The following is a 24,233-nucleotide window of genomic DNA, read 5'->3' on the forward strand; positions in this document are numbered from 1 at the left end:
AAGTTGGGGCGGGTCAGGCCCGGGCGCGGCGGATGTCGATGTTGCCGAACTTGGTCCGGGCGCGGACCTCGACGGTGTCCTCGGACGTGTCGGGGCCGTCGGAGGCGCCGAGCCCGTTGTGCACCTGGCCGGCGGCGGAGCTCACGTCGAGCCAGGCGGCCGTGCCCCCGCGGATGCCGATCTCGATGGCGCCGTAGGAGGTCTCCAGCTGGATGGTGCCGCGGGCGACTTCGTCGACGCGCAGGGCGCCGTGGGCGGTGGTGGCCGCGATCGAGCCCTCTGCGCGCCCGACGAAGATGTCACCGTGGGCGCCGTTCACGCGCAGATCGCCCAGGGCGTCGCCGACGGTCGTGGTACCGGAGGAGTTCTTCAGGACGGCCTGACCGTCGACGGTGCCGAGGCGCACGCTGCCGGAGCTGGTGGTGATCTCGGCGGATCCCTGGACGTGGTCCACGGTGACGCTGCCGTGGGACGCGGCCAGGTGCAGCGGCCCGCTGGTCTCGAGGCGGACATCGCCCGACGAGGTCTTCACGCGGACCTCGCCGAGCCGGCCCTCACCGTTCACCTGGGTCCAGGCGCCGGCCACCTCCACGTGCGAGCCCGTGGGCAGCTCGACCGTCACGTCGACAACTCCGGAGGGGCCGATGAGGCGGCGGCCCTTGGGGGTCCTGATGGTCAACAGGCCGCTCGCGTACCGCACTTCGGTCTGCTCGGCGGCCCGCACGTGCTGGTCCTTCTTCGGGTCGCGCGGCTGCACGTCGACGAGGGTGTCGAGCCGGTCGGTGGCGATGAACCGGATGGACCCGGCTTCCACGTGGGCGGTGGCCGAGATCGGCTCGGGAGTGTCGAAAGAAGGCATGGCTGTCCCGTCCTCTTGGGTCTCAGGGTGAAGTTCCGGGTGAATTCGGGCGGGCGGAGGCGCGGTCAGCGCACCCAGCCCGTGAAGCTCTGTCCGACGGTGCGGGTGGTGCGGGTGGCTTTGGCGCCTCCCGGCGCACGTGGCGGGGTGCCGCCGTCGACCGCGGCCGACACGGCTCGTACCAGCCACGCGTTGACCGACAGGCCCTCGCGGTTCGCGGCCTCCTCGGCGCGCGTCTTGAGGTGGGCGGGCAGGCGCAGATTGACTCGGGCGGTGCCGCCGTCCTCGCCGTCGGCGGGCGCCGGGGCCGGCGCCTTGAGAGGCTCGGCGGGCCCGCTCCGGTCCTCGTACGACGCCTCGTACGCCTCGTCGGTCGCCGGCCGCGTCACCACGAAGTCGGGGTCGAGCCCGCGCAGCCGTACGTCGACCGAGCCGGGGGCGAGTTCACGGGTGATCTCGTCCATCGCGGCGGAGAGCACATTGAGCATCGTCAGGCGGGTCGCCGACTCCAGGGGAGCGGTGAGCCGTTCGGCCAGCTCGCGGGCTTCTTCACCGCCGGCTTCGGCGGCCACCGCGAGTTCGCGGCGGAGGTTGTCGACATACGGCGTGAGGTCCATGACGCCATAGTGGCACCATCGTGGCGCTATGCGCAAGCGCAGCGGGGAAGTGATTGCAGATGAGGGATAGGAGGGTGCATCTGACCTGCGAAAACGTGGTGGCGTCGAGTTGCGTCAAAGCGGTGCCACGCCGGGTCGCGTCCACTCTGGTGCCTCAAATGGCACCACGTGGTGCCACCGTGATCCGCCCGCGCCTTTGCCTGTCCCCGGGTCCTTGACCTCAACCATGGTTGACATTCGAGGGTGAGCAGGCGAGAGGCAACCCGAAGTTTCGTCCACTCCTGGAGGCGGCCATGACCGCGCGTACGACCGGCCACCCCGACCCCGCCCGCGCCGACGCCGGCCTCGCGTTCTTCTCCACCTGGCGCGTGGGGAGCCCGGAACGCGCGAAGGCCGCCATCGACGCCATCGCCCACGCCTGGGAGGGCCGCCCCTGGCCGCACGCGGGGCTCCTGTCGTACAGCGTTCACGAAGGTGTCGGCACGGACGAAGGGACGCTCATGCATCACTCGCAGTGGCGGGACGAGGCGGCGTACGACGACTTCTTCCGCGGCTTGAGCGACAGTGCGGGCAACGGGCGCGACGAGCGCAACGCCGAGATCGACGCGGCCGTCCCCGGCATCGAGCGTCTGGGCCTGTACCGCACCCGCCGTTATCGCAGCGGCGGCCTCGCGGACCCGGACGCCGTGCCCGGGCTGATCGTGCTCACCCGGACCGCCTTCGACGCGCCGGACGCCGACCGGCAACGGGCCTGGGTGGACGCGGTGTTCGGGGCCGCCGAGGGTGGTGGCCCGCTGTCGTCCGGCGATGTCCGTGCCCACTTCCACCTCTCGCTGGACGGGGCCACGGTCGTCACCTATGCGGAGTGGGCCGGCGCGGAGGCCCATGACGCGGCGCTCACCGTCCCTGGCTTGACCGGCCGCTACAGGCTCGCGCTGAGCCTCGTGCCGGGGCCGGCCGCGTAACGACGTCCGTCGGGCGGCCGCGACTCGCCGAACAATCGAGTCGCCTGGACAAAAAAAGTTTTCGGTGCGACGGTGGAGTCATGTTGGACGTCACCGTGATCGAGGACCCGGCGGCAGCCGCAGTCTCCCTCGACCCGATCAGGGCCCGGCTGCTCGCGGAGCTGGCCGCCGGACCCGCATCCGCCGCAATGCTCGCCCCCAAGGTCGGCCTGCCGCGCCAGAAGGTGAACTACCACCTCAAGGCGCTGGAGAAGCACGGCCTGGTCGAGCTGGCGGGGGAGCGGCGCAAGGGCAATGTCACCGAGCGCCTGATGCGGGCCACGGCCGCCTCGTACGTGATCTCACCGGTCGCGCTCGGCGCCGTGCAGCCCGACCCGGACCGGGCCCGCGACCAGCTCTCCGCGCGCTGGCTGCTCGCCGTCGCGGCCCGCCTCGTACAGGACGTGGGAGCGCTGCTGACCGGGGCCGCCAAGGCGAAGAAGCGCCTCGCCACCTACGCCCTCGACGGCGAGGTCAGGTTCGCGTCCGCCGCGGACCGGGCCGCGTTCATCGAGGAGCTGACCCAAGGAGTCGGCGCGCTCGTCCGCAAATACCACGACGGATCAGCCGAGGGCGGCCGCGACCACCGCGTGGTGATCGCCGTGCATCCCTCGGTGAAGGATCCGCAGCCCCGACCGCCCCTCGAAGACCGACCGCACTGACCGCACCAAGGAGTTACCGCCATGACGAACGAACCCAGGGAATTCGAGATCGCCCGCGAGTTCGAGGTCGACGCCACCCCCGAGCAGGTCTGGGAGGCGCTCACCTCGGGCACCGGCGGCTGGCTGTGGCCGATGGAGTACGAGCCGAAGGCGGGCGGCCGCGGGCCGCACGGCGCCACGATCACGGCCTGGGATCCGGAGCACCGCCTCACCGCCCGCTCGGACAACCCGGACGCGCTGCCCCCGTTCCAGACCCTCAATCAACTGGACCACGTCATCGAGGCCCGCGACGGCGGCAGCCGCGCCTGGGTCCGCTACGTCCACAGCGGGATCTTCACCGACAACTGGGACGACTACTACGACGGCGCCGACAAGCACACCGACTTCTACCTGCACACGCTGCGCCAGTACCTGACCCACTTCGCGGGCCGCCCCGTCGCCTTCACCATGTTCGACGGGCCCGCCGCGTCCGCGAACACCGAGGCCCTCGCCGCCGTCGGCCGCGCCCTCGGCCTGCCCGACGACGCCGCCGAGGGCACCAAGCTGCGGGTCCGTGGCCCCGGCGGCGAGACCCTGGAAGCCGTGCTCGACTACCGCAACCCGTACTTCATCGGCCTGCGCACCGACGACGCCCTGTACCGCATCTTCGGCCGTGGCCGCTGGGGCGCGCCCGTCGGCATCGTCGTCCACGACTTCGCGCCGGACGCCGACGCCGCGCAGGACGAGACCGCCTGGCGCGGCTGGCTGGACGGGGTCTTCGCCTGACCGACCCCGCCCGCCGGCCGGCCCGCAGGTGCTGCGTACAGAACCCGCAGATGCTCCGTACAGAACCCGCAGATGCTCCGTACAGACCCGCAGGTGCTACGGACGGAACCGCAGCACCTGCGGGTCGTGGTCGCTGATCTGGTCGTTGAACTCGCTGTTGATGTGCACGCTGTCGTACGCGAAGTCGTCGTGCCGGATCGACGGGCTGATCAGGATCTGGTCAAGAACCTGGCTGTTGCCCTGGTAGTCGTACGTGTAACGCTCGCTCCTCGGCAGGGACTTGATCGCGGACCACAGGGCGCCGCCGTTCTCCAGGCGCTGCGTCGTGCCGGAGAACTCGAAGTCGTTGATGTCGCCGAGCGTGACGACGGCGGCGTTCTTCTGCGCCTTGAGGATCTCCTTCACGAAGCCGTTCACCGCGTCCGCCTGCGCGTGGCGCTGGGTCTCCGAGCTGCGCGCCGGCGGCTGGTACTGGGCCGTCAGGCCCTGGTCGCCGCCCTTGGACGCGAAGTGGTTGGCGATGACGAAGACGGTCTTCCCGCGGAAGACGAACTCGCCCGCGAGCGGCTTGCGGCTGTTCTTCCACGCCTCGTCGGCCGGGGCGATCCGGCCCGGGGACGCGGTCAGCGCGGCCCGGCCGTGCGTCCGAGTGACGCCCACGGGGGTCGTGGAGTCGCCGCCCGCGCGGTCGGTGAACGAGACGCGCTCGGGGTTGAAGAGGAACACCTGGCGGATGTTGCCGCCGGGCTCGCCGCCGTCCTGGTCGTTGACCGGGTCGACGGAGCGCCAGTCGTACTTCGGGCCGCCCGCGGCGACGATCGAGTCGATCAGCTTGTTCACCGTGACGTCCGCGGCGACCGTGCCGTCGTCCTTCGCGCCGTTGTTGTCCTGGATCTCCTCCAGGGACACGACGTCGGGGGACTGGAGGTGGTCGACGATCGCGGCCGCGTGCGCGGCGAACGTGCCGTCGCCCGGGTCCAGGTTCTCGACGTTGTACGTGGCCACGGCCAGCTCGCCGCGCTTCTGCTGCCGCGTCGTCTCCCGCTCCAGGCCCCCCTTGTCCAGGGTGCCGAGCTCCCGCGCGACCAGCGTGTAACCGCCGAACTGGTTGTAGTCCAGGGGCCCTTCGGTCCGTCCCGCCAGGGTGTCCCCGACGTTCGCGGCGGGGAAGTCGGCGACCGTGCCGAGCGACTGGATCTGCAGACGGCCCGTGTTCTGGGACCCGTACGAGCCGTAGACGGTGCCGCCGCGGCGCGTGGGGTTCTCGTGCGGCTCGACCGTCACCCACAGCTCGGCGTACGCGTCCGACGCGGTGACGACGCGGGAGGAGCCGACGCGTACGTTCATGCCCTCCAGGGACTCGTAGAGGTCGAGGGCGTACTTCGACGGGCGCAGCGGCAGCGCGTTGACCGAGCCGTTCGCCGCCGGGTCGCCGGCCGGAGCGTACGCGGCGGGGACCGACTTCGCGTCGATGGCCGTGGCGGCCGGGAGCGCGTTGCCCGACGAGACGACCGTGACCGTCGGCTTGGTGATCTCCGTGACGGACTGGTTGCCCGACGAGGCGCCGCCGGGGACGTACTCCGAGACCGTGCCCGAGACCGTCACCGCGTCGCCGGCGGCGGCCTTCGGGGCCGAGCTGGTGAAGACGAAGACGCCCTCGCTCGTGGCGGGGTCGTCGTCGGGCGCCGTGTCCTGGATCCAGAAGCCCTTGGACGAGCCGTAGGTTCTGACGCCCGTGACCACACCGGCCACGTCCGTGACCTGCTTCCCGGCCAGCGGGGACGTCCGGGTCGCGCCCTGGATGTCATGGATGCGTATCGCGTCCGCGTGCGCGGGCGAGGTGAGGGCGACGGCGGAGACGGTGGAGCAGACGGCGGCGACGGTCAGCGCGGCGAGGCGCGACGAGTTCTTGCTCGGCAAGGGGTCCCTCCGGGGACGTGCGTGAGGCGCCGGGACGAGGGTGGAGCGAGCGGGCCGCTCCGTGCTCTTCTACGCGCGTAAATGTCTTGTGGAGCATGGGGAGTTGTCAAGGTTTCAGCGGTGTACGGTTCCTGACGGGTACATGAACCGGGCGGCATGCTGCCAAATCCGTCTAGGCTGAGCGGTCGCACAACACGTCCGGAGGAGAACAAGGCGATGTCAGACAGCTCCCCCCTGCCGCCGGCGAGGCTGCGCTCCGAAGCGGAACTCGCGCGCGACGCCCTCGCCACCCCGCTGCTCTCCCGCGCGGTGCGGCTCGCCCGCTGGGCGGGACCCGCGACCCGGGTCGGCGCGGGCGGCGAACTCGTCGAGGAACAGCTGCCCGCCGCGGCGCTCGAACTCGGGCTCGGCGCCGATGCCGAGGGTGCCGCCGACGCCAGCGAGGCCTGGCGGGTCGCGGTCGACACCGGGCTCGTGGAGATCGTGGACGAGGAGGAGGGCACCGTCGCCGCGGGCGAGGACCTCGCCGTCGTCGCCTCCGGCAGCCCGCAGGACATCCTCGCCCTCTGGCTCGGCGCCCTGGACACCGCGCTCGCCGACGCGAGCATCCCGGACCTGGACGACCTCGTCGACGTCCTGGAGGAGACCGGCGAGGTCGACTTCTCGCAGCTCGACTGGGACCCCGAGGCGGAGGCCGAGTTCCTCGAAGGTGTCCTCGGCAACCTCTATCTCCTGACCGTCACCGAGGGCGGCGCCGGCGACGAGCCCGTCCCGCTGCCCGCCCTCGCCGCGTCGATGATCGTGCCCGACGACATGGGCGAACCCACGGACGACGTCCTGGAGCAGGTGTCGGACGCGATGCTGAAGCTGGACGACCAGTTCCGGCTGCTCGTCCCGGTGGGGCTCGTCGAGTACCAGCCGGTCGACGAGGCCCTGATGGCGGAGATCGGGGAGGGCGAGGGGGTCAACGAGCCCGAGGCCTTCGACGACTCGGACGTCACGCGGTACGGCATGGTGCGCCTCACCCCGCTCGGGCTCCACGGCGTCCGCGCGCGCATGATCGACGCGGGCCTCGACGCGCCCGTCGTCGGTGACCTCGCGGACAAGGGCGCCGACACGCTGCTCGACGGCACGTCGTCGTTCCCGCAGGCCGCCGCGCAGGCCGAGATCGAGCAGTGGCTCGCACGGCGCCAACCGCTCGTGGCGGCACGGGAGTTGCTGGCCGCGGCGCGCGGCGCGGACGCCGGGGCGCCGCTGCGGCGGCTGCGCTGCCAGCAGGCGCTGTCCCTCGTGGGCCGCGAGGCGGAGCCGGCGCTCAGGGAGGTGCTCGACGACGCGGAGCTGGGCGGTCTCGCGCGGGTCTGGCTCGCCGAGCACGGGGCGAGCGACGTGCCCGCGCCGCCGGAGTCCCTGATCTTCTGGCTCACCGTCGACACGATCGCCGCGCAGCTCGCCCTGGAGGGCAACTCCGACGAGCTCCAGGGCCTGGTCGAGGGGCTCGCGGCCCAGCACCGCGGGTTCTTCGCGGCGGCCTGGAAGGTGGAGCACCCGGCGACGGCGGACGTCCTGGAGGCGATGGGGCGCCTGCATCCCGACAAGAAGGTGGCCAAGGAGGCCCGCAAGGCGGCGTTCAAGGCGCGGTCCGCGCAGGGCGGATGACGGACGACGACGCCGGCGACAGGGAGGGGGCGGGGCGCGAGGGCGCCCCGCCCCCTTCGCGTACCGGCCGTCCCGCTCATCCCTCGGCCCCGTCCGCCGACGACCGTGAACGTGTTCGCTCTGCCTGCGTCGTGCGGAGTTCAACCCCCGTTCAGGCATGACGGGGAACGTGTGGCCGAAACGGCATCAGCGCCCGCTCCACCGCCACAGCCACCCGGTCACAGGAGACACCATGTCGCTCACCCGCAGGGACTTCACGAGACGCTCCGCCGCCACCGGCGCGGGCATCGCCCTGGCCGGCACCGTCGGCGCGCTCGCCACCGCTCCCGGTGCGCTGGCCGCCGACGGCGAGTACGAGCACGCCGAGGGCCACGAGGGCCACGAGGGCCACGACGGGCACCACCAGGGTGTCGGCTACGGCCCGCTCGTCGACGACCCGAAGGGCCTGCTCGCGCTGCCCGCCGGATTCTCGTACCGCGTCATCACGTACACGGGCAAGACGACGCTGGAGTCGGGCGAGTCCACCCCGTCCAACCACGACGGCACCGCCACCTTCGACGGTCCCCGCGGCGCCACGCTGCTCGTCAACAACCACGAGATCGGTGGCGCCCGCACCAAGGCGAAGTACCCGGTCCCGCTCGCCGAGGGTCTCGTCTACGACCCGGCCGCGGCCGGTGGCTGCACCGTCGTCGAGGTCCGCCGCGACGGACACGTCGCCGAGTGGGTCGGCATCGCCGGCACCGCCACCAACTGCGCCGGCGGGCGCACCCCTTGGGACACCTGGCTGACCTGCGAGGAGACCGAGGACAAGGCCGGCGCCAACGGCATGACCAAGGACCACGGCTACGTCTTCGAGGTCGACCCCGCGGACCGCCGAGCGAACCGCGGGCCCAAGCCGATCAAGGCCTTCGGCCGGTACGCCCACGAGGCCGTCGTGATCGACCCCAAGCGCGGCCACGCCTACCTCACCGAGGACGCGTCCGGCCCCAACGGCCTGCTCTACCGCTGGACCCCGCCGAAGGGCTTCCACCACGGCCGCGGCAAGCTGCGCACGCTCGCCGACGACGCGGGCGTCCTCCAGGCCACCAAGTGCTTCGACTCCGGCGGCCGCTTCGTCGACGACCTGTCGCGCGCCACGCAGATCGGCACGGTCTACGGCGTCGACTGGATCGACGTGCCCGACCGCGACGCCAAGACGGTCTCCGTGCGCAAGCAGTTCGCCGACGGTGAGGTCACCCGCGCCCGCAAGCTCGAAGGCATGTGGTGGGCCGACGGCGGCACGTACATCGTCTCCTCGTTCGCCCGTGAGGAGAGCCCCGTCCAGCACGACGGACAGGTCTGGTTCTACGACCCCAAGCGGCGCACCCTGACGCTCAAGGTCCTGCTCGGCGTGAACGCGGACCCGTCCAAGGACGGCGCCTTCGACGGCCCGGACAACATCACGGTCTCCCCGTACGGCGGCCTCGTCATCGCCGAGGACGGCAACGGCATCCAGCACCTGTTCGGCGCGACCGACAGCGGACGCACGTACCCGATCGCGCGCAACGAGCTGAACATCGGCACCGAACAGGAGCCGGAGTACAGCGAGTTCACGGGCGTCACGTTCTCGCCCGACGGCCGGACCCTCTACGCGAACATCCAGACCCCGGGCATCATGCTCGCCATCACGGGGCCGTGGAAGCGCCAGCGCTCGAACTGATCACGCCCCGCCCGAAGCGACTGACGGCTGACCTCCTGCCGGCGCGCACGCACCTGCCGTGCGCGTCGGCCGCGGTCGTCCCCGGATCAGTCCTGCTCCTCCGCCGACAGCCTCTCCGCGAGCGACTCCTCGTGCACGTGGATGAGGGCCGAGACCTCCTCCTGCTCCCACCAGGGATACGGGGTCGCCCGGGCCACGCACCACGCCAGGACCTCGGGGACCGTCGGACGGGCGTAGGGGGACTTGGCCAGGCAGCCGCCGAGGAACGCCTCCCACTCCTGGTCCGGGACTCCGACCAGGTCGGGCTGCTCGTGCAGCGTGCGGTGGATGACGTGCGGGGCGTTGCCCGCGCCGTGCGGATTGCGGCCCGTCGCGCAGAGGCCGAGCAGCGCGCCGAGCGCGAACACGTCCGCGGGGGCACCGGCCGGGACGGCGTGGGTGATCTGCTCGGGCGACATGAAGCCGGGGGAGCCGACCGGTTCGGCGGCCGGTTCGCCGACGCCGGGCGTCCCGCCGCCCGGAACCGCCGCCTTCGCGACTCCGAAGTCGATGACCTTGGGCCCGGCGGCCGTCACGACGACGTTCGCCGGCTTGAGATCGCCGTGCACGAGCCCCGTCGCATGGATCGCCGTGAGCGCCCCGGCGAGCGAGGCGCCGATCGCGGCGAGGGCACCCGGGTCCGGCAGGCCGAGCGCCGCCACGGCCTCGGACAGCGAGGGGCCCACGCAGAACTCCGCCGCGGTCCAGGGCACCGCCGCCTCGGGGTCGGCGTCGAGCACGGCCGCAGTGAAGGGCCCCCGCACGGCCCGCGCCGCCTCGGTCTCCCACCGGTACCGCGCCCTGAACAGCGGCTCGGCGGCGAGAGGCTCCCGCACTGTCCTGACCACCACGACCTGGCCCGCCGGTGAGCGCGCCAGGTGCGCGGTCCCCGTGCCGCCCTCGCCGAGCTGACTGACGAGGCGGTAACCCGCGAGACGCACCATGGAACGCCATCCTCCTGTACGGCTTCGAACAGCGGTACCGCGGCTCGCCGTCGGCGGGCAGGGACGCCCGGAAGACCCGGGCCGCCGAGTACCGCCGACGATCACTGCGACGCCAGGCAGGCACCGGGGGGTTCCCGCGAAGGGCAGTGGTATCTAACATTTCAGTTCATGGCGGCCATCCGACGGGTGCAGCGCACCCTCCTCAGAGACCAGGCGTGCACCGCGATCCGTGACGCCATCGTCGGCGGGGACATCGCGCCGGGCGCGGTCGTACGTGACGCGGATCTCGCCGAACTCCTCGGCCTGTCCCGCGCGCCCGTCCGCGCGGCGTTCTCACGGCTCGTGGACGAGGGGCTCCTGGAGACCAAGCCGCAGAGCCACACCCGGGTCACCCCAGTGGTGGCCGCCGACGTACGGGACGCGGCCGCCGTCGTACGCGCCATGCACGAGCTCGCCGTCCGCACCGCCGTGCCCCGCCTCGCCCGCGCGGACACCGACGCGATGCGCGAGGCCAACGCACGGTTCGCCGCCGCCGTGGCGGCCGGGGACGTGGACGCGGCCCTGCGCGCGGACGACGAGCTGCACGGCGTCCCGGTCCGCGTCTCGGGCAACCGTGCCGCGGCCGCCACCATCGCCCGCTACACGCCCCTCATCCGCCGCCTGGAGCGCCGCCGCTTCGGGCAGGGAGCCGCATGCGGCTCCGCCGAGCCCCATGCCCGCCTCATCGACGCCTGCGCCGCGGGGGACGCGGCGGGCGCGGTGCGGATCACGACGGAGATCTGGCGCGTACTGGAGGAGCTGGCCGACGAGGAGGCGTAGCCGGCCGGCCCATGAGGCGGGTCCCCGCACCCGCGACCCCGAACCGACCGAACCGACCCCGGGAGGTCCCGTGACCATCGACGCGTACGAGCGCTACCCCCTGCTCTTCGGCCCTTCGCCCGTGCACCCGCTGGACCGGCTCACCGCGCATCTCGGCGGGGCCTCTCTCTGGGCCAAGCGGGAGGACTGCAACTCCGGAATCGCGTACGGCGGGAACAAGACCCGCAAGCTGGAGTACCTGGTCGCGGATGCCCTCGCGCAGGGCTGCGACACGCTCGTGTCGATCGGCGGGGTGCAGTCCAACCACACCCGCCAGGTCGCGGCCGTTGCGGCCCGCGCGGGCCTCAAGTGCGTCCTCGTGCAGGAGAGTTGGGTCGAGTGGCCCGACTCCGTCTACGACAAGGTCGGCAACATCCTCATCTCCCGGCTCGCGGGTGCGGAGGTGCGTCTGGTCCGGGCCGGGTTCGGCATCGGCGTCAAGGAGAGCTGGGAGCAGGCCGTCCGCGAGGTGGAGGAGGCGGGCGGTCGCCCGTACGCGATCCCGGCCGGCTGCTCCGAACACCGCCTGGGCGGCCTGGGATTCGCCCAGTGGGTTTACGAACTGGCCGAGCAGGAAGAGGAGTTGGGCGTCTTCTTCGACACCGTCGTGGTCTGCTCGGTCACCGGGTCGACCCAGGCGGGGATGATCGCCGGGTGCGCGGCGCTCGTCGAGTCCGGTGGCCGCCCTCGCCGCATCCTCGGCGTCGACGCCTCCGCCGAACCGGACCGCACCCGCGAGCAGATCCTGCGGATCGCCCGGGGCACGGCCGGGCTCGTCGGCGTACGGAGGGAGCTGACGGAGGACGACGTCGAACTCGACGAGCGCCACCACGCGGGGACGTACGGCGTCCCCGACGAGGCCACCCTCGACGCGATGCGGCTGGCCGCCCGCACGGAGGGCATGGTGACCGATCCCGTGTACGAGGGAAAGTCGATGGCCGGGATGATCGACCTGGTCGCCCGGGGCGAGATCGGCCCCGACGCGACGGTCCTGTACGCCCACCTCGGCGGCCAGCCCGCCCTGAACGCCTACAGCGCGCTGTTCCAGTGATCTGCGTCGCTGCAAAAGCCCACGCCGGAGGGCTCAGGCGCAGGTGAGCGCAGGTCGAGAGGGGTGTTTCACGGACATCGTCACCGAAGTGTGAGGACGAAGACGTGGTGTCCGTGGGTGCGCGGGGCGCATACTCGTTGAATGACAAGGCCCCCCAGTACGCGCCGCCAACTTCCGGGCAGCCCCTTCAACGTTCCGGCGAAGCCCGCTCCGCCGGTAGAGCAGTTCGCCGTGGGCGACCGCGTTTCCCATGATCAGTACGGCCTCGGCAGGATCATCGGGGTCGAGGGCGACGAAGCCGTGCTCATCGACTTCGCCGGGCAGCAGGGCCGGTTCCTGACACCGTTCTCCAAGCTGTCCAAGCTCTGACGTATCCGACGCTTCGGAACCGGCGCCCTGGATTCGGGGGTCGTGTCCACGGCTTCGGAGACCGACGCCAAGAGGCGGTCGGCAGCACGCGCTTCCGTGCCGCCGACCGCCTCCGCCGTGTCCGCCCGTCACCCCTCGTGACGCCCCGCATCCCGGCGGCAACCCCTCGCTCGCATGAGCGAGGGACTGTCGTCCTCGGGGGGCCTGTGCCGTCGGCCGTTCTCAGAGTGCCTGTGCCGCCGGCTTGACCATGCCGCGTACCGTCCGCGACTTCACGAAGTCGCCCATGGCCGTCATGTCCCACTCGCCGGTGAACTGGCGGATCAGCTTCGCCATCATCACGCCCGTCTGCGCCTCCGCGTTCGTCAGGTCGAAGCGGACCAGCTCCTCGCCCGTCGCCGCGTCGATGAGGCGGCAGTAGGCCTTGGCGACCTCGGTGAACTTCTGGCCCGAGAACGAGTTCACCGTGAACACCAGGCCCGTCACCTCCTGCGGGAGCCGGCCCAGGTCGACGACGATGACCTCGTCGTCCCCGCCGCCCTCGCCCGTGAGGTTGTCGCCGGAGTGCTTGATCGCGCCGTTCACGATCGAGAGCTTGCCGAAGTAGCAGCTGTCCACGTGGTTGCGCTGGGGGCCGAAGGCGATGACCGACGCGTCCAGGTCGATGTCCTTGCCGCGGAACGCGGGCTCCCAGCCGAGGCCCATCTTGACCTGCGAGAGCAGCGGCTGCCCGCCCTTGACCAGGGACACCGTCTGGTTCTTCTGGAGGCTGACGCGGCCCTTGTCCAGATTGATCTTCCCGGCGCCCGGAGCGGGAGCGGCGGGCGGGGCGGCCGGGGCGGCAGTGGGCGCGGGCGGGGCCACGCGCGGGTCGACCGGGGGAGTGGTCGGCGCGGGCATGGCCTGCACGGGCTGTGCGGGCTGCACCGGTGTGGGGGCCGGAGCCGGGGCCGCGGGCTCTTCGACGCTCACACCGAAGTCCGTGGCGATGCCCGCCAGGCCGTTCGCATAGCCCTGGCCCACCGCGCGCGCCTTCCAGGCGCCGTTACGGAGGTAGATCTCGACGATCACGAGAGCCGTCTCGGTGCCGAGCTGCGGCGGCGTGAACGTGGCCAGCACGGAGCCGTCGTCTGCCTTGATCGTGGCCGTGGGCTCGATGCCCTGGAAGGTCTGGCCGGCCGCGTCCGGGCTCGCGGTGACGACGATCTTCTCGATGCCCGGCGGCACGGCGGCCGTGTCCACCACGATCGCGTCCGGTGCCGTGCCGCCGCCCGAGCGGTAGGTCACGCCCGGGCCCGAGGGCTGGTTGTAGAAGATGAAGTCGTCGTCGGAACGTACCTTGCCGTCGGCGGTGAGCAGCAGGCCCGAGACGTCGAGCCGCACCGGGGCGGCGACGTCCACCGCCACGCGGGCGGTGGACAGCGGGATGTTCGAGCCGGGGGTCATAGCGGTCATGCCGGGGTAACGAGCGATACGGCTTTGCCGTTCCCTTACCTGCCGATGACTTCGCACCGATGGCTCACGGCACCACCACGATCTTGCGCCCCACGCCGGACGCGAACTGGTCGAGCGCCTGCGGATACGCCTCGAGCGGCAACCGGTCGCTGATGAACACGTCCGGGTCGAGGACACCGCCCGCGAACAGTTCGGCGGCCCGCTCGTAGCTGTGCAGGACGGCCATCGAGCCGGTGATGGTGATCTCCTGGTTGTAGATCCGGTACGGGTCGATGGACACACGCGTCGCGTAGTCCGCGACGCCGAACTGGAGGAACGTCCCCGCCTTCGCGACGCGCTCGAGACCGTCCTGGATCGCGCCCGCGTTGCCCGTCGCGTCGATGACGACGTCCCAGCCCTGCGGCCGGTCGAGCTCGTCCGCGTCGGCCCCGGACCCCGAGACGCCCAGCTTGCGGGCGGTGGCGAGCCGGTCCGCGTTGAGGTCCACGACGTCGACGCTCGCGGCGCCGGTCCGCTTGGCGAGTTCCAGCATCATCAGGCCCATCGTCCCGGAGCCGTAGATCAGCACATGGGAGCCGAGGCGCGAGTTCAGTACGTCGTAGCCGCGCACGGCGCACGACAGGGGCTCGATGAGGGCCGCGTCCTCGGTGCGGACGTGGTCGGGGAGGCGTACGCAGTTGGCCACGGGCGCGACGGCGTACTGGGCGGCGCCGCCCGCGGTGGTGACGCCGATCGCGGCCCACCGCTCGCAGAGGTTGTTGTGGCCCGAGCGGCAGTACCGGCACTCGTAGCAGTACAGCGACGGGTCGACGGCGACGCGGTCGCCGACCGACACCTCGCGCACGTCACGCCCGAGACCGACGACCACCCCCGCGAACTCATGACCGGGCACCACCGGCAGCGTCGGCGCGAACTCGCCCTGGAGGATGTGCAGATCGGTGCCGCACAGCCCGCACGCCGCGACCTCCACGACCACGTCACGCGGACCCGGCGTGGGGTCGGGGACCTCCGTGACCACTGCCTTGCCGACGGACTCGATGACGGCGGCCTTCATTTCACAGCTCCCAACGACAGGCCCTGGACCAGTTTGTCCTGGGCGGCGAATCCCGCGGCGAGTACCGGCAGGGAGACAACGAGGGACGCGGCGCACACCTTCGCCAGGAACAGGCCCTGGCTCGTGATGAAGCCGGTCAGGAAGACGGGCGCGGTCTGGGCGACGACACCGCTGAGTACGCGCGCGAAGAGGAGTTCGTTCCAGCTGAAGATGAAGCAGATCAGCGCGGTCGCGGCGATGCCCGGCATGGCGATGGGGGCCACCACGCGCGCGAGGAGGGTCGGCAGGCGCGCCCCGTCGATCCGCGCGGCCTCGATGACCGCGATCGGCACCTCGGCGAGGAACGACTGCATCATCCACACCGCGATCGGCAGGTTCATCGACGTGTAGAGGATGACCAGGAGCCAGATGTTGTCGAGCATCCCGGCGTTCTTGGCGAACAGGTAGATCGGCAGGAGGCCCGCCACGACGGGGAGCATCTTCGTCGACAGGAAGAAGAAGAGGACGTCGGTCCACTTCTTCACGGGCCGGATCGACAGCGCGTACGCGGCCGGCAGGGCCAGTACCAGGACGAACAGCGTCGAGGCGAGCGACGCCACCGTCGAGTTGATGAGCGCGGGCCACGGGCTCGCGCCGCCCGCCGTGCCGAAGAAGTCGCGGTACCCGTCGAGGGTGAGGGAGGCCGCGAACGAGGGCGGGTTGGTGGCGGCGTTCTCCTCCGAGTGGAAGGACGTCAGCACCATCCAGGCGATGGGCAGGAAGAACAGGATGCCGGCGAGCCAGGCGACGAGCCCCAGCCCTTTCAGACGCGGGATACGGAGATTCATGCGCGGGACGCCTCCTCACGGAACAGCGACGACACCACGCGCAGCGCGAACGTCGCGATGATGATCGAGCCGATGACGACCAGGACGCCGGCGGCCGACGCGAGGCCGTTCTCGTGGGCCTGGTAGAAGCTCTGGTAGACGGTGTACGGCAGGTTGGCGGTGCCGAGGCCGCCCGAGGTGATCGTGAAGACGGCGTCGAAGTTCTGCACGATGTACACCGAGCCCAGCAGGGCGCCCAGTTCGAGGTAGCGGCGCAGGTGGGGCAGCGTCAGATACCGGAAGACCTGCCAGTTGCCCGCGCCGTCCATCCGGGCCGCCTCGATCAGTTCGGGGGAGCGCGACTGCAGGCCCGCGAGCAGGATCAGCATCATGAACGGCGTCCACTGCCACACCAGGGCCGTCTCGACGGCGAGCAGCGGGGTGTTGGAGATCCAGTCGGGCTGAGGGCCGCCGACGTAGTGCAGCAGGCCGTTGAGGAGCCCGTACTCGGGGTTGTACAGGACGTGCTTCCACAGCAGCGCGGCGGCGACGGGGACCAGCAGGAACGGCGCGATGAGGAGCGTGCGCACGAGGCCGCGGCCGCGGAACTTCCGGTCGAGGAGCAGCGCGAGGCCGAGTCCGACGACCAGGCTCACGACGACGACGGTCGCCGTCAGCAGGATCGTCGTCAGGACGGACTTGCGCAGGTCCGGGTCGGTGAGCACCTCGCTGTAGTTGGCGAACCAGGCGAAGCGGCGGGCGTCCGGATACAGGGCGTTCCAGTCGAAGAACGAGATCACCAGCGTCGCCACGAAGGGCAGCTGGGTCACCACGATCATGAACACGAGGGCGGGCAGGAGCGGGGCCCTGGTGGCCCAGGCGCGCAGCCGGCCGGGGGACTTGGCGGTGCCCACGCGCGCGTGGGCGACGGGAACGGTCGTGGTCGCGGTCATCGTCCCTCGTACTCCTTCGCGATCTCGTCGGCGAGCTTCTGGGACTTGTTCAGGGCCGTGTCGACCGACTGGCGTCCGGCGATGGCCGCGCTGATCTCCTGCGAGACCTTGGTGCCGAGATCGGTGAACTCGGGGATGCCGACGAACTGGATGCCGGGCGCGGGTCGCGGCTGGACGCCCGGGTCGCGGGGGCGCGCCCCTTCGATGGCCGCGCGCGTCACGTCCTGGAAGGCGGCGGCCTCCTTGCGGTACTCCGGGTTGGTGTACGTCGAGGCGCGCTTGCCGGCCGGCACGTTCGACCAGCCGATCTCCTTGCCGACCAGGTTCTCGTAGCCCTTGCCCGACGCCCAGGAGACGAACTTCCACGCCTTGTCGGGATTGCGCGAGGCGTTCTGCACGCCCCAGGCCCAGGTGTAGAGCCAGCCCGAGCTCTCCGTCCTCTCGACCGGCGCGGGTACGTAGCCGATCTTGCCCTTGACCGGGGACTTCGCCGACTCGAGCGAACCGGCGGCGGCCGTGGCGTCGTACCACATGGCGGTCTTGCCCTGGGTGAGGTTGTTGAGGCACTCCGCGTAGCCGGACTGGGCCGCTCCGGACTCGCCGTGCTTGCGGACGAGGTCCACGTAGAAACGGGTCGCCTTCTCGAATCCGGGCGAGGTGAGCTGCGCCTTCCAGTTCTTGTCGAACCAGGTGCCCCCGAAGGTGTTCACCACCGTCGTCAGCGGCGCCATGAGCTCACCCCAGCCGGGCAGTCCGCGCAGGCAGATGCCCTTCATGCCGGGCTCGGCGCCGTCCGCCTTCGCGGCGAGGTCGGCGACCTGCCGCCAGGTGGGGTGCGCGGGCATGCGCAGGCCCTTCTTCGCGAAGACGTCCTTGCGGTACATGAGGAAGGAGGACTCGCCGTAGAACGGCTGGCCGTAGAGCTTCCCGTCGTCCCCGGTGAGCGACTCGCGCATCGGCTTGAGGATGTCCCGCTCGTCGTACGCGGTGTCCTTGCGCGCGTACGAACCCAGCTCGTGCAGCCAGCCGTTGCGGGCGTAGATGGGGATCTCGTAGTTGCTCAGCGTCGCGACGTCGTACTGGCCCGCCTGGTTGGCGAAGTCCTGGCTGATCTTGTCGCGGACGTCGTTCTCCGGCAGGACGGTGAAGTTGACCTTGATGCCGGTCTCCTTGGTGAAGTGCGCGGCGGTCAGCTTCTGCAACTCGGTCATCTGCGGGTTGTTCACCATCAGGACGTTGATGGAGTCACCGCCCGAGCCGGTCCCGCCGGCACCGGCCCAGCAGCCGGAGAGCAGCGGGGCGAGCAGCGTCCCTGCGGCGGCCGCGGCGCACAGCGCGCGCGGCCTCCGTCGGCTCTGGGTTCGCATGAATGCTCCTGAACGTATGAGGCAAATAGGGAGAAAAGGGGTACGCCGGGGTGTGCGGAACCCGTCGGCGTACGCAGGCAGGGGTGTCAGACGCGGATGACCTGGGGCCCCTGCAACGCATAGCGGTGAGCCTCGGACGCGGGCAGCTGCGTGCTGGTCACGATCGCCTCCAGCGAGGAGACCGGCGCGAACCGGCAGAAGCTGACCGCCCCGAACTTGGTGTGCACACCCGCGAACACCGTGCGCCGGGAGGCCCGCACGGCCTGCGCCTTGACCTCGCTGACCGCGGGGTCGGGCGTGGTCAGGCCGTGCTCGCGCGAGATGCCGTTGGCGCCGATGAACGCCAGGTCGATCACGAACCCGGCGAGCATCTTCGTCGTCCAGTGGTCGACCGTGGCCAGGGTGCCGGACCGCACTCTGCCGCCGAGCAGCAGCACCGTCGTGTTCTCGGCCTCGGCGAGTGCGCCCGCCGTGGCCAGCGACGCGGTGACCACGGTGAGCGGCCGGTCCCGCGGCAGGGCCTCGGCGATGAGCTGGGGGGTGAACCCCTCGTCGACGAAGACGGTCTCCGCGTCCCCGAGCAGCTCGGCCGCCGCGGCGGCGATCCGGCGCTTCTCCGGGACGTGCATGGTGGTGCGGAAGGCGAGCGTCGTCTCGAAACCCGCGCTCTCCACGGGATAGGCGCCGCCGTGCGTGCGCCGCACCAGGCCGTGGTCCTCCAGGGCCCGCAGGTCGCGCCGTACGGTCTCCTTCGCGACGCCGAGTCGGGCCGCGAGCACGGTGACGTCGACGGAGCCGCTGCGGCGTGCGGCGCGCACGATCTCCCGCTGGCGTTCCTCCGCGCTCATGCTGTGCACCTCTCTGTGCGGTCCTTGCTGTGCTGTCCGGACCGTGCGGTCCCTGTTGTGCGTTCCGGGCCGGGTGTGCCCGGTGACCGGTCCGCCGCCCGTTCGGGCCCGTGCGGTGACTCTGGGAAATTTGTACAGCGGGCCCGCGGCTGTGACCAGGTTCGTTACCGGTCCGATGCTGCCCGTCTGTGCCCGTTCACACAGGCACCTGCCCGCCTCGGACCTGGGGCGGCGCGCGGAAGCGGGCAGGACGATGCCCGTTCGGGGGGCCGCGGCAGCCCGTTCGCTGCCCGCCTGCCCCGCTCGCTTTGCGTCAAGGAGCGCCGAGAAGGCGTCAACAGTGCGTCATCGGCGGGGCCGGAGAGGGGACAGGCGGGCATAACGTCCTTGCCGGAGCACTCTTCCGTCAGCACGCTTTCCTCGCCACCCAGGAGCAGCCGTGAACGACCGCATCGAAGCCGACGACGCCGAACCCTGCGAACCCACCCCGGCCGGGCCCCTGTTCGTCCCCGTCCGGCCGGGACCCGGGACCTGCGCGACCCGCCTCTTCCGCACCGCGCGCGGCGGCCGCACCGCCGTCGGCTTCACCAGCGAGCGTCTCCTCGTCGACCTGCTCGGGCCCGGGCAGCCGTGGATCCGGCTCGCCGAACCCGCCCTGCGGGCCCTCACGGGACCGGTGGGCGTCACCGAGCTCACCGTCGACCCGAGCCCGGCGCCCGCGCCCGCCGGCCACCGCGGCTGAGGGGCCCGTCCACATGGCCGTCACGACCGTAGTCGCCGCGATCTTGGCGCAGTCGCCCGACGATCTCTCCGTCTGGCCCGCCACCACCGTCCGGGGCCCGCACGGCGACCCGACCGTCTCCGGGGTCGAACTCGTCGACGTGGCCGAGCAGTTCGGCACGCCCGTCCACGTACTCGACGAGACGGACGTGCGTGAACGCTGCCGCACCTACCGCAGCGCCTTCCCCGGCGCCGACGTCCTCTACGCGGCCAAGGCCTTCCTGTGCCGCGCGATGGTCCACTGGGTCCACGAGGAGGGCCTCGGGCTCGACGTGTGCTCGGCGGGCGAGCTGGAACTCGCCGTCATCGCGGGCCTGCCGCCCGAGCGGATCGTCTTCCACGGCAACGCGAAGAGCCCCGACGACCTGCGCGCGGCCCTGCGGCACGGCGTGGGGCGCATCGTCGTCGACTCGACCTCCGAGATCGCACGCCTCGCCGCGTACGTCCCCCGAGGCACCCGGCAGCGCGTCATGGCCCGCGTCGTGCCGGGCGTCGCCGCGGGCGGGCACGCCGCGAGCCGCACCGGGACGGACGACCAGAAGTCCGGCCTGTCCATCGCGGACGGCTCCGCGATGCACGCCGTGACCCGCCTCGTCGAGCAGCCGGGGCTCGAACTGACCGGACTGCACTGCCACATCGGCTCGCAGATCGACACCGTGAAGCCGTACGTCGTCGCCGTGCGGCACCTCGTCGGCCTGATGGCCCGCATCCGCGACCGGCACGGGATCACGCTGCCCGAGCTCGACATCGGCGGCGGCCACGCGGTCGCCCACCGGCCCGGCGAGCACCCGCTCGACGTACCGGAGCTGGCCCGCCGCGTGCGCCGCGAACTCGCCGACGCCTGCGCCCAGTCGGACCTTCCCGTGCCGCGCCTCGCCGTCGAGCCGGGCCGGGCCGTCGTCGCCCGCGCGGGCGTGGCCCTGTACCGGGTGCTCGCCGTGCAGCGCACCGGCGCCCGCGTCTTCGTCGCCGTCGACGGAGGCATGAGCGACAACCCACGGCCCGCGCTCCACGGCGTCCGCTACGCGGCCCGCCTCGTCGGCAGGCGCTCCACGGCGGCCACGCGCCCCGTCACGGTCGTCGGCCGGCGCTGCGAGGCGGGCGATGTCCTCGCCTCGGACGTGCCGCTGCCGGACGACGTACGGCCCGGGGACCTCCTCGCCGTGCCCGTGGCGGGCGCCTACCAGCTGTCGACGGCGTCCGGCCACCACCTGGTGGGACGGCCGCCCGTCGTCGCCGTGGCGGACGGGCGGGCCAGGCTCCTGGTGCGCCGCGAGTCGGCCGAGGACCTCAGGAGCCGTGACACAGGGCTCTGAACCGCCGCCTCAGTACGGCCAGACGGGCGGGTTCGTCACGAAGTGACCGCCCATCCGCGTGTGGTCGGGGTTGGCCGGGTCCAGCTCGCCGAACTCGGCGATCAGCTTCTCGGCGTACTGCTCCGAGTCGTCCTGCGGCTCGTAACCGAGTGCCCGCGCGGACGACAGGTCCCACCACACGCGCGTGTTGTCGGACGAGCCGTAGACGACTGTGTGCCCGACGCCCTCGGCCCTGATCGCCGCGTCGAAGAGCCTCGCGCCGTCGCCCGGGCTCAGCCACACCGACATCATGCGTACGTTCGTCGGCTCCATGAAGCACGAGCCGATGCGCACGGACACGGTCTCCTGGCCGAACTTGTCCCAGTAGAACTGCGCGAGGTCCTCGCCGAACGACTTGGACAGGCCGTAGTAGGTGTCGGGGCGGCGGGGCGTGTCGACGGGAACGCGGGGGTCGCCGTCCGCGGGGCGCGGCGTATAGCCGATCGCGTGGTTCGACGAGGCGAACACGATGCGGCGCACGCCTTCCTCGCGCGCGGCCTCGTAGAGGTTGTAGAGCCCTTCGATGTTCGCCTTGAGGATCTTGTCGAAGCTGGACTCCAGGGAGATGCCCGCGAGATGGATGATCGCGTCGACGCCGCGCACGGCCTCGCGCAGGGCGTCCCGGTCGGCGAGGTCGGCCGTGATCGCGTCCGGCTCGCCCTCGATCGGGCGGGCGTCGAGGAGGCGCAGCTCGTAACCGTAGGCCGGAAGCAGTCCGCGCATCAGGGTGCCGAGGCCGCCGGCGGCTCCGGTGAGCAGGACGGTGCGGGGAGCGGGCATGCGGAGTCTCCTCGAATAGTCAGACAGATGGCCGCATTCATGCACGGCATTCACATCTATGGACACGCTAAAGATTGCCGCAGGGCGTAGTCAAGTCTCCCGCGGAGGCTGGAAATCCGCTGCCAGGATGCGAGTTAGCGTGCTTGACCCGCGCCCTGGGGGCGGATTAGCGTGAGCGAGTTCAGAAATATAGACGCAAATCAGAACCGTGCACGCCAAGGGAGAGCCCGTGACGTCAGCCCCTCTCGCCGCTCGACTCAGCATCCCCAGCGGGCCGCTGTTCTTCCCGGTCACCGCCTTCGGATCCGACGGCACCCTCGACCTCGACACCTTCCGCACCCATGTGCGCCAGGGCGTCGAGGCAGGGGCCGCCGCGGTCTTCGCGTGCTGCGGGACGGGCGAGTTCCACTCCCTGACCCCTGAGGAGTTCCAGGCGTGCGTGGCCGCGGCCGTGGAGGAGACGGCGGGACGGGTGCCGGTCGTCGCGGGCGCCGGGTACGGCACGGCCCTCGCCGTGCGCTACGCGCGCCTCGCCGAGGAAGCCGGCGCCGACGGGCTCCTCGCGATGCCGCCCTACCTCGTGGTCGCCGGCCAGGAGGGCCTGCTGCGCCACTACTCGGAGCTGGCCGACGCGACCTCTCTGGAAATCATCGTCTACCAGCGCGACAACGCCGTGTTCACGCCGGCGACCGTCGTCGCCCTCGCCCGCCACCCCAAGATCCTCGGACTCAAGGACGGCCTCGGCGACCTCGACCTGCTCCAGCGCACCATCAGCGCCGTACGCGCCGAGGGACTCACCGACTTCCTCTACTTCAACGGCCTGCCCACCGCGGAACTCACCGGCCTCGCCTACCGCGGCATCGGCGTCGGCCTCTACTCGTCCGCCGTGTTCTGCTTCGCGCCCGACATCGCCCTCGCCTTCCACACGGCCCTGCGCACCGGCGACGACGCCACCGCCAACCGCCTCCTCGACGCCTTCTACCGGCCGCTCGTCGAACTCCGCAACGAGGGCCGCGGCTACGCGGTCTCCCTCGTCAAGGCCGGCGTCCGGCTCACCGGCCTCGACGTCGGCGAGGTCCGCCCGCCCCTGCACGAGCCCACCGACGACCACGTCAAGCGGCTCGCCGGCATCGTCGAGCGCGGCCGCGCGCTCCTCGCGGAGACGGGGGACCAGGCATGAGGGCATCCGCCTTCGTCTATCCCTGGGACGTCAACGGCGACCCCGAGGCCGCCCGTCGCATCGCGGGCCTCGGCGTCCAGCAGGCGACCCTCGCCTCCGCCTACCACTCCACCCGCGCCCTGACTCCGCGTCACCCGCGCCACCGCGTCGTCACGGCAGAACACGCCGCGGTCCTCTACCCGCCGGGCGACCGCTGGCAGGGCCGGGACCTGCGGCCGTACGAGGCGGGGGACTGGGCTCCCGGCGACGCCTTCGGGGAGGCCGCCGAGGCGCTCGCGGGCGCCGGGCTCGACGTCCACACCTGGGTCGTCCTCGCGCACAACTCCCGTCTGGGCGCGGAACATCCGGACACCTCCGTCGTCAACGCCTACGGCGACCGCTACCCGTGGGCCCCCTGCATCGCACAGTCCGCCACGCGCGCGTACCTCGTCGACCTGGCGGCGGAGGCGGCCGTGCGGCCCGGCGCGCAGGGCACCGAACTCGAATCCCTCGGCTGGTACGGGCTCGCGCATCTGCACGCCCACGACAAGACCGCGGGCGTCGGCCTCGGCGACGCGGGCCAGTACCTGATGTCGCTCTGCTTCTGCCCGTCGTGCCGCGACGGATACGGCCGACAAGGGCTGGACGCCGCGAAGCTGGCGGGTGACGTCCGGCACGCGCTGGAGCCTCTGTGGCGCGGGAACGGCACCCCGGACGGCGGCTGGGAGGCGGTGGAGAAGTTGCTCGGGGCGCGCACGGCGGCGGGCGCGCGCGCTTGGCGTGACAGCGTCGCCCGCAGCCTTCAGGAGGAAGCCGTCGCCGCGGTCCGCGCGCAGGCCCCGGACGGGTTCCGGATCCTGCTGCACGCCGACCCGGCGTCGTACCACTGCGGGGCGAACGCGGGCGTGGACCCGGCGCACATCCTCGCCGTCGCGGACGGGGTGGTCGTGCCGTGCACCGGCGGCGCGGAGCTGATAGCCCCCTTTGCCGCTCAGGGCAGGGGAGTTGTGGCGGCCAACCTCACCGTGGTCGCCGGGATGGGCGGGAGCCCCGCCACGCTCGCCGCCGACGCCCGGCACGCGGCCGGACTGGGTGCGAACGAACTGCGGCTCTATCATGCGGGGCTGGCGGCGGACAGCGATCTGAAGCTGATCGCGGAGGGCCTGTCGGACCTCGCCTGAAAGCGGTTACCATCCGCGCACCACAATCGACGCTTCCTACGGAGGGGAC

General features: G+C 71.7%; 23 protein-coding genes. 12 read left to right on the forward strand and 11 right to left on the reverse strand.

Going from position 1 to position 24,233, the window contains the following annotated elements:
* Nucleotides 1-13: 13 nt before the first annotated feature.
* Together CG723_RS07415 and CG723_RS07420 are read right to left on the reverse strand one after the other, a co-directional pair.
* Nucleotides 14-859, reverse strand: coding sequence for a DUF4097 family beta strand repeat-containing protein (locus CG723_RS07415; RefSeq protein WP_100592423.1), 846 nt, complete (start codon nt 857-859; stop codon nt 14-16).
* A 65-nt stretch (nt 860-924) separates the two neighbouring features.
* Nucleotides 925-1,476 carry a hypothetical protein gene (locus CG723_RS07420; protein WP_100592424.1) on the reverse strand — a complete coding sequence of 184 codons (552 nt, stop codon included), beginning with the start codon at nt 1,474-1,476 and terminating at the stop codon, nt 925-927.
* 293 nt (nt 1,477-1,769) lie between these two features.
* On the opposite strand from CG723_RS07420, the gene CG723_RS07425 reads away from it, so the two are divergent.
* The 3 genes from CG723_RS07425 (at nt 1,770) to CG723_RS07435 (ending at nt 3,907) form a co-directional block, all read left to right on the forward strand.
* A complete protein-coding gene (locus CG723_RS07425) occupies nt 1,770-2,441 on the forward strand; it encodes an antibiotic biosynthesis monooxygenase (protein WP_100592425.1) in 672 nt (223 codons plus the stop codon).
* An 80-nt stretch (nt 2,442-2,521) separates the two neighbouring features.
* Nucleotides 2,522-3,142, forward strand: coding sequence for an ArsR/SmtB family transcription factor (locus tag CG723_RS07430; RefSeq protein WP_100592426.1), 621 nt, complete (start codon nt 2,522-2,524; stop codon nt 3,140-3,142).
* A gap of 21 nt (nt 3,143-3,163) precedes the next feature.
* The gene (locus tag CG723_RS07435) at nt 3,164-3,907 is read left to right on the forward strand and encodes an SRPBCC family protein (RefSeq protein ID WP_100592427.1); all 744 of its coding nucleotides are present in this window, start codon (nt 3,164-3,166) and stop codon (nt 3,905-3,907) included.
* A 96-nt stretch (nt 3,908-4,003) separates the two neighbouring features.
* Here the strand turns inward: CG723_RS07435 and CG723_RS07440 are convergent, their stop codons facing one another.
* Nucleotides 4,004-5,827: an endonuclease/exonuclease/phosphatase family protein gene (locus CG723_RS07440; protein ID WP_100592428.1), complete on the reverse strand. Its 1,824-nt coding sequence runs from the start codon at nt 5,825-5,827 to the stop codon at nt 4,004-4,006.
* A 216-nt stretch (nt 5,828-6,043) separates the two neighbouring features.
* Between CG723_RS07440 and CG723_RS07445 the strand changes: the two genes are divergently transcribed.
* Together CG723_RS07445 and CG723_RS07450 are read left to right on the forward strand one after the other, a co-directional pair.
* Nucleotides 6,044-7,486 carry a hypothetical protein gene (locus CG723_RS07445; RefSeq protein ID WP_100592429.1) on the forward strand — a complete coding sequence of 481 codons (1,443 nt, stop codon included), beginning with the start codon at nt 6,044-6,046 and terminating at the stop codon, nt 7,484-7,486.
* 232 nt (nt 7,487-7,718) lie between these two features.
* Complete coding sequence (locus tag CG723_RS07450) at nt 7,719-9,185, forward strand: alkaline phosphatase PhoX (protein ID WP_100592430.1); 1,467 nt, start codon at nt 7,719-7,721, stop codon at nt 9,183-9,185.
* 86 nt (nt 9,186-9,271) lie between these two features.
* On the opposite strand, the gene CG723_RS07455 is transcribed toward CG723_RS07450, so the two are convergent.
* Nucleotides 9,272-10,168 carry a serine/threonine-protein kinase gene (locus CG723_RS07455; protein ID WP_100592431.1) on the reverse strand — a complete coding sequence of 299 codons (897 nt, stop codon included), beginning with the start codon at nt 10,166-10,168 and terminating at the stop codon, nt 9,272-9,274.
* Between the two features lie 168 nt (nt 10,169-10,336).
* On the opposite strand from CG723_RS07455, the gene CG723_RS07460 reads away from it, so the two are divergent.
* The 3 genes from CG723_RS07460 (at nt 10,337) to CG723_RS07470 (ending at nt 12,446) form a co-directional block, all read left to right on the forward strand.
* Nucleotides 10,337-10,987 carry a GntR family transcriptional regulator gene (locus CG723_RS07460; RefSeq protein ID WP_100592432.1) on the forward strand — a complete coding sequence of 217 codons (651 nt, stop codon included), beginning with the start codon at nt 10,337-10,339 and terminating at the stop codon, nt 10,985-10,987.
* Between the two features lie 70 nt (nt 10,988-11,057).
* Nucleotides 11,058-12,077: a 1-aminocyclopropane-1-carboxylate deaminase gene (locus CG723_RS07465; RefSeq protein WP_100592433.1), complete on the forward strand. Its 1,020-nt coding sequence runs from the start codon at nt 11,058-11,060 to the stop codon at nt 12,075-12,077.
* Between the two features lie 141 nt (nt 12,078-12,218).
* Nucleotides 12,219-12,446, forward strand: coding sequence for a CarD family transcriptional regulator (locus CG723_RS07470; RefSeq protein WP_100592434.1), 228 nt, complete (start codon nt 12,219-12,221; stop codon nt 12,444-12,446).
* Between the two features lie 222 nt (nt 12,447-12,668).
* On the opposite strand, the gene CG723_RS07475 is transcribed toward CG723_RS07470, so the two are convergent.
* From CG723_RS07475 to CG723_RS07500, 6 genes are all read right to left on the reverse strand, one after another.
* Nucleotides 12,669-13,892, reverse strand: coding sequence for a TerD family protein (locus tag CG723_RS07475; RefSeq protein ID WP_100592435.1), 1,224 nt, complete (start codon nt 13,890-13,892; stop codon nt 12,669-12,671).
* 73 nt (nt 13,893-13,965) lie between these two features.
* A complete protein-coding gene (locus tag CG723_RS07480; protein ID WP_100592436.1) occupies nt 13,966-14,955 on the reverse strand; it encodes a zinc-dependent alcohol dehydrogenase family protein in 990 nt (329 codons plus the stop codon).
* Nucleotides 14,952-15,782 carry a carbohydrate ABC transporter permease gene (locus CG723_RS07485; RefSeq protein WP_100592437.1) on the reverse strand — a complete coding sequence of 277 codons (831 nt, stop codon included), beginning with the start codon at nt 15,780-15,782 and terminating at the stop codon, nt 14,952-14,954. The genes CG723_RS07480 and CG723_RS07485 overlap by 4 nt, the downstream gene beginning before the upstream one ends.
* Complete coding sequence (locus CG723_RS07490) at nt 15,779-16,714, reverse strand: carbohydrate ABC transporter permease (RefSeq protein ID WP_100592438.1); 936 nt, start codon at nt 16,712-16,714, stop codon at nt 15,779-15,781. The genes CG723_RS07485 and CG723_RS07490 overlap by 4 nt, the downstream gene beginning before the upstream one ends.
* Entirely contained in the window at nt 16,711-18,081 is a 1,371-nt protein-coding gene (locus tag CG723_RS07495; protein WP_100592439.1) for an ABC transporter substrate-binding protein, read from the reverse strand. Before CG723_RS07495 ends, CG723_RS07490 begins: the two co-directional genes overlap by 4 nt.
* 86 nt (nt 18,082-18,167) lie before the next feature.
* Nucleotides 18,168-18,929, reverse strand: coding sequence for a DeoR/GlpR family DNA-binding transcription regulator (locus CG723_RS07500; protein WP_199841682.1), 762 nt, complete (start codon nt 18,927-18,929; stop codon nt 18,168-18,170).
* Between the two features lie 439 nt (nt 18,930-19,368).
* Here CG723_RS07500 and CG723_RS07505 point away from each other — a divergent pair, with 439 nt between their 5' ends.
* Nucleotides 19,369-19,671, forward strand: coding sequence for an SAV_915 family protein (locus tag CG723_RS07505; protein ID WP_100592441.1), 303 nt, complete (start codon nt 19,369-19,371; stop codon nt 19,669-19,671).
* 13 nt (nt 19,672-19,684) lie between these two features.
* The gene (gene lysA, locus CG723_RS07510) at nt 19,685-21,025 is read left to right on the forward strand and encodes a diaminopimelate decarboxylase (RefSeq protein WP_100592442.1); all 1,341 of its coding nucleotides are present in this window, start codon (nt 19,685-19,687) and stop codon (nt 21,023-21,025) included.
* A 9-nt stretch (nt 21,026-21,034) separates the two neighbouring features.
* Here the strand turns inward: lysA and CG723_RS07515 are convergent, their stop codons facing one another.
* Nucleotides 21,035-21,844 carry an NAD-dependent epimerase/dehydratase family protein gene (locus CG723_RS07515; protein ID WP_100592443.1) on the reverse strand — a complete coding sequence of 270 codons (810 nt, stop codon included), beginning with the start codon at nt 21,842-21,844 and terminating at the stop codon, nt 21,035-21,037.
* A 229-nt stretch (nt 21,845-22,073) separates the two neighbouring features.
* On the opposite strand from CG723_RS07515, the gene CG723_RS07520 reads away from it, so the two are divergent.
* Both CG723_RS07520 and CG723_RS07525 read left to right on the forward strand, forming a co-directional pair.
* The gene (locus tag CG723_RS07520) at nt 22,074-23,024 is read left to right on the forward strand and encodes a 5-dehydro-4-deoxyglucarate dehydratase (protein ID WP_100592444.1); all 951 of its coding nucleotides are present in this window, start codon (nt 22,074-22,076) and stop codon (nt 23,022-23,024) included.
* The gene (locus tag CG723_RS07525; RefSeq protein WP_100592445.1) at nt 23,021-24,184 is read left to right on the forward strand and encodes a hypothetical protein; all 1,164 of its coding nucleotides are present in this window, start codon (nt 23,021-23,023) and stop codon (nt 24,182-24,184) included. Before CG723_RS07520 ends, CG723_RS07525 begins: the two co-directional genes overlap by 4 nt.
* Nucleotides 24,185-24,233: the final 49 nt, after the last annotated feature.

The sequence above is a fragment of the Streptomyces sp. CB01635 genome, from assembly GCF_002803065.1.
Taxonomy (GTDB): Bacteria; Actinomycetota; Actinomycetes; order Streptomycetales; family Streptomycetaceae; genus Streptomyces.